This is a genomic window from Anabaenopsis arnoldii (assembly GCF_028331025.1).
GTDB classification, from domain to species: Bacteria; Cyanobacteriota; Cyanobacteriia; order Cyanobacteriales; family Nostocaceae; genus Anabaenopsis; species Anabaenopsis arnoldii.
Genome location: NZ_JAQMUH010000027.1, coordinates 1 through 2,941, shown reverse-complemented (window position 1 = coordinate 2,941; position 2,941 = coordinate 1). Strand labels below are relative to the sequence as shown.

The following is a 2,941-nucleotide window of genomic DNA, read 5'->3' as shown; positions in this document are numbered from 1 at the left end:
TATCCCTACGCAGTTCTATAACTTATCCCTACCTTTTTTGCATAATCAGATAGTTTCATTCATTTAATGATCGTACATTCATAATTATATTATACTACAAATGTACATAAATGACTATAAATTCATTAAATTATTGTAGACTCGTAACTAAATACCAAAAAAGCAGACCTGATGAGCGCCACTTTCGTATTGACCCAACATATCTGCTTTTGTTTTATAACAAAAATGCCGAAAATTTCTGTTTTTTTACCACCCTTTGCGGGAAATTAGCTTCTCAAAGTTGGCTTGAGTTTGGTGCAGCAGTTGCTCTCGGCTATCTTCAAGTGAAAGTGTCTCTTTGAGAGGGGGAACCAGATTGCGCGCTTGTAGAGTCATATGAAGTTGCAAATGGGCAACATATTCGCTGAAGTCTTCATTTTGTACAACTGCGCCCCTTGAGACATTTGATTCCACTGTCACTTGGTTCTCCTTCTCTTAGTTGGTGTGGCTGTGCCTTTATATCATCAGAACTTATCACATTGTTTTGCTTAACTTCTTAATCTGTAATGAAGTTTAATGTTTTTGCCAAGTTTACACTCAGCAATGTTAAAACTGGTATGATATGCCCAGGGAAAGCACAGGGTATATGTTTAACCAATCTAGATCATTTTCTAGGTTGTTTTTTTCCTTCTCTATACTGGTGTTGATTTGATTCCTTATATCTGGAGTGGCATCAGTACCGAATTCAGGTGTAACATCTACTTTTGGTGAGCCGGTGAACATCACACCCAAATTAAAAGAAAACCCCAAGCCTTTACCCCGTTGAACGGCATTTCCCCAGCCAATACCTAAATAAGGTGCGACACTATTGGCAAAGCTAAGTTCAGCATCAACTGATCGTAAAACATCAACGTTGTAAGTATCTTCACCAACTGTAATAGTATTAGTGCCAGCTGTTGGTCTACCAGTTCCCTTGAGTTTATTATCTTGAAAGACTAAACCCCCAGTCAAACGAAAGCCAGAATTTTTTGCCGGGTGGTAGTCAACTAGAGTGGAAATATTCGACAAGCTCAGATCAGCTTCATAGGTGACATCAGTTTCTGTGATATCAGCCCCTACACTAAAAGTATTTATCCCCACCCTGGCATTAAAATTAGGAGTTATTGACCTAGTTACAGATCCTCCTAAACCTAGAGTACCAATTTCTGGAGTAATTGCCCAACCACTCTTTTTACCTCCCGCAGATTGGCTTGTTTGTTCTGTGGGTCTAACTTCTATGGGAGCGCTACTAGGTGTTGAGGAAGGGGGAGTAATTTGACTACACAGAGAGTTGAGGGGATAATCCCTACAGAATTGATTTAAATCAATAGGTGTTTGCGCTATGGGTTGTAAGTCAGTAGCGCTGTGAGAAAAGGTTCCCTCTACGGAATTTATTTCACCCGGTTGAGATGTAGCAATTACTTCTTGGGATAATACTGGTTGACTTGTGGATACCCCAAATCCCAAAGCAGATGCTAATGTCAAACTTGCTACAGATTTTAATTTCAGTCCACTCATGATCATTACTCCTCACCTAATAACTAACCTTGCAGTTTCTGCTCACCACAGACAATTTCACCGTTTAATTATGCAGCAACTCAAGACAATTTTTACCCGTGAGTTATTTTCTGGGTAGGTCAAAACCTCAAATTTCTTGACTGATGCAGTTTTAGGGTTGTATCTTCTCCATGGACAGCCGCCTTCTATAGGCAGAAGTATATAATCAAACAGTTTGCCAAGTCAATGTGGCAAACTGTAGATGTATAAAAAATTAATATTCAGAGGAGGAGTGATATTTCTCCGAGAACCCACAAAAATGGTTTAAACCAGAGAACCAGCAATCATTCCCCCAAGTAAAATAAAACCAATCCAGACATTTTGACTGAACATCTTACCATATACAGAATTGGGTAGGCTATCCTGGATTAAACTGAAATATTGCCAAATCCAGCCAATAGCAGCAATAACTACGCTCATCCAAAAGAAAAAACCCAATTGTGTTAATACAGCTAGATATACCAGTAATATAACTGTCAGAGCAAAGAAAATACCAATAGCTAAAGGGGCATAATTACCGAAGAATAAAGCGCTAGAATTTACCCCAATACGGCGATCATCTTCGCGATCGCTCATAGCGTAAATGGTATCAAACCCCAAAGTCCAGAATATAGTAGCGCCCCAGAGTAGCCAAGTGGGTAAAGAAATATCTGTAGTTACAGCACTCCAACTGATCAAAACCGCAAAACCCCAAGCAATGGAGAGAACTAATTGGGGGATGGGGAATACCCGCTTTGCACCTGGATAAAGCAGAATTACAGGTACAGCAGCTACAGACAACCAGAAACTTAAGGGGTTAAGATAAGAAGCGAGTACTGCGGCACATCCTAAAGCAACCACAGCCACTACAATCCCGACTTTAACAGACAAAGCCCGGGAAGCCAAGGGGCGATCGCGCGTTCTGTGCACCTGTGGGTCAATATTCCTATCCCACAAATCGTTAACCACACAACCAGCTGCACTAGTAGCTAGAGTACCCAAAATAATTACCCCGACCAAGGGTAAAGGCGGTTTTCCTGATGCGGCTAAAAATACAGACCACAAAGCCGGAATCATTAAAATTAATCGTCCTTCTGGTTTATCCCACCGCAAAAGGCGGATAATAGTCAGCCATACAGGTTCCTGTTTGCGTTCGTAAGGATTCAGCATATAAATCAAGTCATAACTTGAGATGGATGAATTCACACATCTATTAAACTAAGCCGGTCAGTCACCCAACCGACTTGTCTACAAAACCGTACGTGAAACTTTCGCTTCATACGGCTCCTCAGTGATATGGTTTTTGTCATGAATACCTACAAGACTTCCATCAGTGGATGTCTTCTTGTCATGGCAATGTCTGTGTAATAATTGTAGGTTCTTATGT

At 40.6% G+C, this 2,941-nt stretch carries 3 protein-coding genes; all 3 read right to left on the bottom strand.

Features of this window, described 5'->3' with window-relative positions; all coding sequences use genetic code 11:
- Window positions 1–246 precede the first annotated feature (246 nt).
- Entirely contained in the window at window positions 247–453 is a 207-nt protein-coding gene (locus tag PN457_RS02075; RefSeq protein ID WP_271730994.1) for a hypothetical protein, read from the bottom strand.
- 132 nt (window positions 454–585) lie between these two features.
- Complete coding sequence (locus PN457_RS02070; RefSeq protein WP_271730992.1) at window positions 586–1,536, bottom strand: hypothetical protein; 951 nt, start codon at window positions 1,534–1,536, stop codon at window positions 586–588.
- Window positions 1,537–1,839: 303 nt separating this feature from the next.
- Window positions 1,840–2,724 carry a 4-hydroxybenzoate solanesyltransferase gene (locus PN457_RS02065; RefSeq protein ID WP_271730990.1) on the bottom strand — a complete coding sequence of 295 codons (885 nt, stop codon included), beginning with the start codon at window positions 2,722–2,724 and terminating at the stop codon, window positions 1,840–1,842.
- Window positions 2,725–2,941: the final 217 nt, after the last annotated feature.

Bases quoted from the DNA above. Each gene is read 5' to 3' on its own strand.
- PN457_RS02070 (WP_271730992.1), bottom strand. From the start codon at position 1,536: ATGAGTGGACTGAAATTAAAATCTGTAGCAAGTTTGACATTAGCATCT.
- PN457_RS02065 (WP_271730990.1), bottom strand. From the start codon at position 2,724: ATGCTGAATCCTTACGAACGCAAACAGGAACCTGTATGGCTGACTATT.